This is a genomic window from Corallococcus carmarthensis (assembly GCF_003611695.1).
GTDB classification, from domain to species: domain Bacteria; phylum Myxococcota; class Myxococcia; order Myxococcales; family Myxococcaceae; genus Corallococcus; species Corallococcus carmarthensis.
Genome location: NZ_RAWE01000366.1, coordinates 1 through 5397, shown reverse-complemented (window position 1 = coordinate 5397; position 5397 = coordinate 1). Strand labels below are relative to the sequence as shown.

Sequence of the window (5397 nt, the reverse complement as noted above, 5' to 3'; positions counted from 1 at the left end):
GTGGGGGCCTGCGTGAGCAGCGCGAAGAGCAGGGATTCCAGCAACATGGCGTGCGCCTCCGGAGCGGGCACCCAGGGCACCCGCAGGGTCCATCTACCGCATCCGGACGGACCCCGGGGGGCCAGCATTCACCGCTGTGTGGCTTTGACCAGACGCTTCCGCTGCTTCACGCCCAGCAGGTAGAAGCGCTCGCGCAGTTCCTGGGCCTCCTCGGGGGACAGGTCCCCGGAGCTCCCCAGGTGCTCGTCCCGCCAGGCGATCGCCCGGGTGATGCTGGCGGACGCCGCCGCGGAGATGTTCAGGCTCTGGCTGAAGCCCTTCATGGGCACCCAGAAGGTGCCGTCCACGCCGTTGAGCACGTCGTCGCTCACGCCATAGCGCTCGTTGCCGAACACCATGGCGAACTTCGTGTCGAAGCGCAGGCTGTAGAGGTTGGTGGCCCCCTCGCGCAGCGCCGACGCGTAGAGGCTGAAGCCCCGCCCCTTCAGGTGTTCACGGCACTCCGCGAACGTCTTGTAGAGGTGCACGTCCAACCACTTGTCGCAGCCCTGGGCCACCCGCAGGTTGGGGATGAAGGGCGCTTCCGGGTTGACGACGACGTGCACCTCCTGCACGCCCATGGACTCGCAGGTGCGCAGCACCGCGGCCATGTTGAAGTTGTCCTCCAGCCGGTCGAGCACCACCACGAAGTTGCGCGTGCGCTGGCTGACGACGCGGTCGATCTTCTCCTTCCGCACGTCGAGCAGGAACTGCTCCGGCTCGACGACGTCGCGCTCGAACTTCTCGTAGCGGGGGCCACCACCAGCCATCGGCTCAGCGCCTCCCGCCGGACTTCTTCGCGGACTTCTTCGCCGGAGCCTTGCGCGCGGCCTGCTTCGCCACGGGCTTGCGCGCGGACTTCTTCGCCGGAGCCTTCTTCGCCGGAGCCTTCTTCACGGCGGCCTTCTTCGCGGGCGCCTTCTTGGCGGCGGCCTTCTTGGCAGGAGCCTTCTTCGCCGCGCTCTTGCGCGACGCCTGCTTCGCGGCCTTCTTCGCCGGAGCCTTCTTCGCCGGAGCCTTCTTCGCCGGAGCCTTCTTCGCCGGAGCCTTCTTCGCGGGAGCCCTGGCGGCGGTCTTCTTCGCCGGAGCCTCGACGTGGATCTTCCCGGTGCGGCCGGTGAAGAGCACCTCCGCCACCGCGTCCATCAGGGGCTGCATGCCCTCGCCCGTGGCGCAGGACACCGGGTAGACGCGGATGCCCTTGCGGCGCAGCGCCTCCGTGAAGGGCCCCAGGCGCTCGCGTGCCTCCGTCAGGTCCAGCTTGTTGGCGGCCACCACCTGCGGCTTGCTGGCCAGCTCCGCGCTGTACTTCTTCAACTCCGCGTTGAGGATGTTGAAGTCGTCCAGCGGCTTGCGGCCCTCGCCCTCGGCGCCCATGTCGATGAGGTGCACCAGCACCTTGCAGCGCTCCACGTGGCGCAGGAACTGGTGGCCCAGGCCCACGCCCTCGCTGGCGCCCTCGATGATGCCGGGGATGTCCGCCATGACGAAGGACAGGTTGTCCTTGTACTGGACCATGCCCAGGTTCGGCACCAGCGTGGTGAACGGGTAGTCCGCCACCTTCGGCCGCGCCCGGCTCACCCGCGAGATGAACGTGCTCTTGCCCGCGTTGGGGAAGCCCAGGAGGCCCACGTCCGCCAGCAGCTTCAGCTCCAGCCGCAGGGTGACCTCCTCACCCTTCCCGCCGTCCTGCGCGAAGCGCGGCGTCTGGCGCGTGGAGGTGGCGAAGTTCATGTTGCCCAGGCCGCCCCGCCCGCCCTTGGCCGCCACGTACTGCTGGCCCGGGTCGCTCAGGTCCACCAGCAGCTCGCCGGAGTGCTCGTCACGGATCAGCGTGCCCACCGGCACCTGGAGCACCATGTCCTCGGCGCCGTGGCCGTTGCAGTCGCTGCCCATGCCGTGCTCGCCGTTCTTGGCACGGTGGTGCTGCTGATAGCGGTAGTCCAGGAGCGTGGTCAGCTGCGGGTTCGCCACGAACATCACGGAACCGCCGTTGCCGCCGTCCCCTCCGTTGGGGCCGCCGCGCTCGATGAACTTCTCCCGCCGGAAGGCCACGGCACCGTTCCCGCCGTCTCCCGCCTTCACGTAGATGCGTACTTCGTCGACGAACTTCATGGGGCGACCGCCCTCCTGGAAAAACACAGAGCGGGCCGTCCTCGCATCCGCCCGTTCCCAAGGGAACGAAAGGACCGGGAACGACCCGCTCGGTAATGCCCGTGCCCTGGGTCACCCCAGGGCCGCCGACTAGGCGCTCGCCTCTGCGGCGGCCGGGTACACCGACACCTTCTTCTTGTCGCGGCCGAGGCGCTCGTACTTCACCACGCCGTCCACCGTCGAAAAGAGGGTGAAGTCGCGGCCGAGCTTCACGTTCGTGCCCGGGTGGATGACCGTGCCGACCTGACGGACGAGGATGCTGCCCGCCGTGATGGTCTCACCGCCGTACACCTTGACGCCACGGTACTGCGGGTTGGAATCACGCCCGTTGCGCGAAGAACCCTGACCTTTTTTATGGGCCATGACACCTGCTCCTTGAAGTTCGTGTGGGAATGACCGGGAAGGCGATTAGCCGGAGATCGAGGTGACCTTCACCTCGGTGTACGGCTGGCGGTGACCCCGACGGCGGGTCCAGCCTTCCTTCTCCTTGCGGAAGTGCAGGACGCGGCGGTGCTTGTCCTGCGCCAGCACCTTGCCCACGACCTTCGCGCCCGCCACCGTCGGCTGGCCCACCTTCGGGCTCTCAGCGCCGCCCAGCAGGAGGACCTCGGTGAACGAGACCTCGGCGCCGATGTCACCGGCGATCTTCTCGATCCGGACAACGTCGCCCTCAGCGACGCGGTACTGCTTTCCGCCCGTGCGAATGACTGCGTACATCGTCGAACCCCTGTCAGCTTCGGGTTGGTTCAACCCATGGAATCCAACGCGCATTTCGGACGGCGGACCGCCCGGCGCGCTAAAAGACGGCGGGACTTACGGGAAACCCGGGGGGGAGTCAAGGCAGTTGGCGGATCATCCCGCCACGCGCTTCCCTATTTGCTTTTGAATAGAATTCCCGGAATAAAAGTCCACTGTACCGCAAGCGAGCACTGGTTAGGATGCGCGCCGCTTGCTTTCCACCTGTACCTCATCCCTGAGGGGGAGAACCATCATGAAGAATATCCTGTTCGGTCTGGCGGCCATGGCTTCGCTCACGCTCACCGCTTGCGGCGGCAACGTTTGCGACGACTCCGCGGACGCGTTCAACAGCCTGGTCGACAAGGTCTCCGAGTGTGGCCTGCCCACCACCGGCTTCGAGGCGCCGACGGATGCGGAGATCGAGTCCTGTAAGGACTCCCTCGACTCCTGCACCGACGCCGACAAGGACAAGCTGAGCGAGTACGCGGACTGCGTGAGCGACGTGAAGGGCTGCTCCGACAAGACCGCGTCCGAGCAGCAGGCGTTCGCGCTGCGTCTCACGGCGTGCAGCAGCAAGCTCGACGGCGTCAGCGACGCCTGCTCGGCCCAGTAGTCACGCCTTCCGGCTGAATCACCGGAAGCGCCGTCAGGGCCCGGTTCCCTCCCCAGGGAATCGGGCCCTTTCATTTCGGGCACCGCCGGACAGGCGCGCGCCCAGCGCCCGGTCCACCACGCGGCGGCGTTGCTGGTACTCCCAGTCCAGGGGATCCAGCTCCAGCCCCCGCTCGTAGGCCTCCAGGGCCCGCTGGAGCTGGCCGTCGCGCTCCAACGAGCTGCCGGTGAGGAAGTGCACCCGCGCGGTGCCCACCGCCCGGGGCTGCTCGGCCAGGAACTCGCGGCGCAGGGCGTCCGTCTGGACCGCGGTGAGCCCCGCCTCCAGGCACCGCGCCACGCCCCGGGCGTTGCCCAGCCGTGCGTCGTAGCGCGCCCGGCGCAGCGGCACGCCCAGGGTGTCGCCCGCCTCCCTCACGCGGATCAGCATGGACTCCAGGCGCGAGCGCTGTCCGCGGGACAGGGGCCGCTGCCGCAGCGCGGACAGGGCGGTCCACAGCTCCCGCGCGCGCTCCCGCGCCGACTCCAGCTCCACGTCCGGCGAAAGCCCCAGCACCGCGTAGTGGCTGCCCTCCCCGGCCAGCTGTCCCCGCCACATCACCAGGACGCGCTCGGCCTCGGCGTCGTCCGGAAGCTCCCGGGGCGAGGGGGCCGGAGAGGCCAGGGCCCCGGCCAGGTGCTGCTCCACGCGGGCCTTCAGCGCGGTGGACGGCGCGACGAACTGCACGCCAAAGCCCGGGCGCATGCTCCAGGACTGGGCCTGCTCGGGCGAGACGTGGCGCACCACCTCGCAGGTGACGGACAGCGGCCCCGTGGACAGGGGCAGCACCACCTGGACCTGGGCGAACAGCGGGGGCAGCTCCCCTGTCGCATGCAGGAACACACCGCCACGCGACAGGTCGGAGCCCGTGAAGGCCCGGGGCTGCGCGCCCGGTTGCAGCACCACCTGAACGGGCACCGGGAGCGTCTTCCCTCCAGCGGCCCCCGGAGGGGCCAGCGGCGGGGTACGCCGGGGTCCCGTGGGCGGGTTCGCCTGGGGCGCACCTCCCTGCGCGGGACGGGGAGCGCCCACGGCCGCGCGCGGCGGCGGGGTCCTCGCGGCGAGTGCCTGCTCCAGCGCGGCGCGCAGGGCGAGCGCGTTCGGGAAGCGCTCTTCCGGCCCCTTCGCCAGCGCGCGCAGCACCACCGCCTCCAGCGCGGGCGGCACCGTGGGGCAGATGGAGCGCGGGGCCGGAGGCTGCCGCGTCTGGTGCGCCACCAGCTGGGCGGTGAGCCCCTCGTCGGGAAAGGGCAGCCGTCCGGTGAGCAGCTGGTAGGCGATGACGCCCACCGCGTACAGGTCCGCGCGGCCGTCCAGGCGCCGGCTGAGGGACTGTTCCGGGGCCATGTACTCCGGTGTCCCCACGATGATGCCGGCCACCGTCTCCGGCATGCTCGCGTCCACCAGCTTCGCGATGCCGAAGTCGAGCACCTTCACGAAGGGCATCCCCCGCCCGCGCTTCACCAGGAAGATGTTGTCCGGCTTCAGGTCGCGGTGGACGATGCCCCGCGCGTGCGCCGCATGCAGCGCGTCACACACCTGGGCGAGCATGGGCACCACCGCCCCGGCGGACAGCGGCGTCCCCACCCACGCCGACAGCGGCGCGCCCTCCAGGAACTCCATGATGAGGTACGGCCGGGGCGCCGTGGCGTTGAGGTCGAAGATGCTGACGATGTTCTCGTGCCCGATGAGGTTCACCGCCCGGGCCTCGGCGTGGAAGCGCTGCACCAGCTCCGGGTAGCGCGTCAGGTGTTCGTGCAGCACCTTCACCGCCACGCGGCTGCCAATGGACACGTGCTCGGCCAGGTAGACGG

At 69.6% G+C, this 5397-nt stretch carries 6 protein-coding genes; 1 reads left to right on the top strand and 5 read right to left on the bottom strand.

Annotation, left to right across the window (positions count from 1 at the left end):
- Positions 1–128 precede the first annotated feature (128 nt).
- The 4 genes from D7X32_RS43035 to rplU all read right to left on the bottom strand — a co-directional run bounded on the left by D7X32_RS43035 (position 129) and on the right by rplU (position 2910).
- Positions 129–809 (bottom strand): TrmH family RNA methyltransferase, encoded by a 681-nt coding sequence (locus D7X32_RS43035; protein ID WP_120530195.1) that lies wholly within the window; start codon positions 807–809, stop codon positions 129–131.
- Between the two features lie 4 nt (positions 810–813).
- Entirely contained in the window at positions 814–2154 is a 1341-nt protein-coding gene (obgE, locus tag D7X32_RS43030; protein WP_120608283.1) for a GTPase ObgE, read from the bottom strand.
- 129 nt (positions 2155–2283) lie between these two features.
- A complete protein-coding gene (gene rpmA / locus D7X32_RS43025) occupies positions 2284–2556 on the bottom strand; it encodes a 50S ribosomal protein L27 (RefSeq protein WP_120559476.1) in 273 nt (90 codons plus the stop codon).
- A 45-nt stretch (positions 2557–2601) separates the two neighbouring features.
- Positions 2602–2910, bottom strand: coding sequence for a 50S ribosomal protein L21 (gene rplU, locus D7X32_RS43020; RefSeq protein ID WP_120608282.1), 309 nt, complete (start codon positions 2908–2910; stop codon positions 2602–2604).
- A 274-nt stretch (positions 2911–3184) separates the two neighbouring features.
- Between rplU and D7X32_RS43015 the strand changes: the two genes are divergently transcribed.
- A complete protein-coding gene (locus D7X32_RS43015) occupies positions 3185–3544 on the top strand; it encodes a hypothetical protein (protein ID WP_120608281.1) in 360 nt (119 codons plus the stop codon).
- Between the two features lie 33 nt (positions 3545–3577).
- On the opposite strand, the gene D7X32_RS43010 is transcribed toward D7X32_RS43015, so the two are convergent.
- Positions 3578–5397 (bottom strand): serine/threonine-protein kinase (locus D7X32_RS43010; protein WP_120608280.1); only part of this gene is annotated, 1820 nt, incomplete at its 5' end.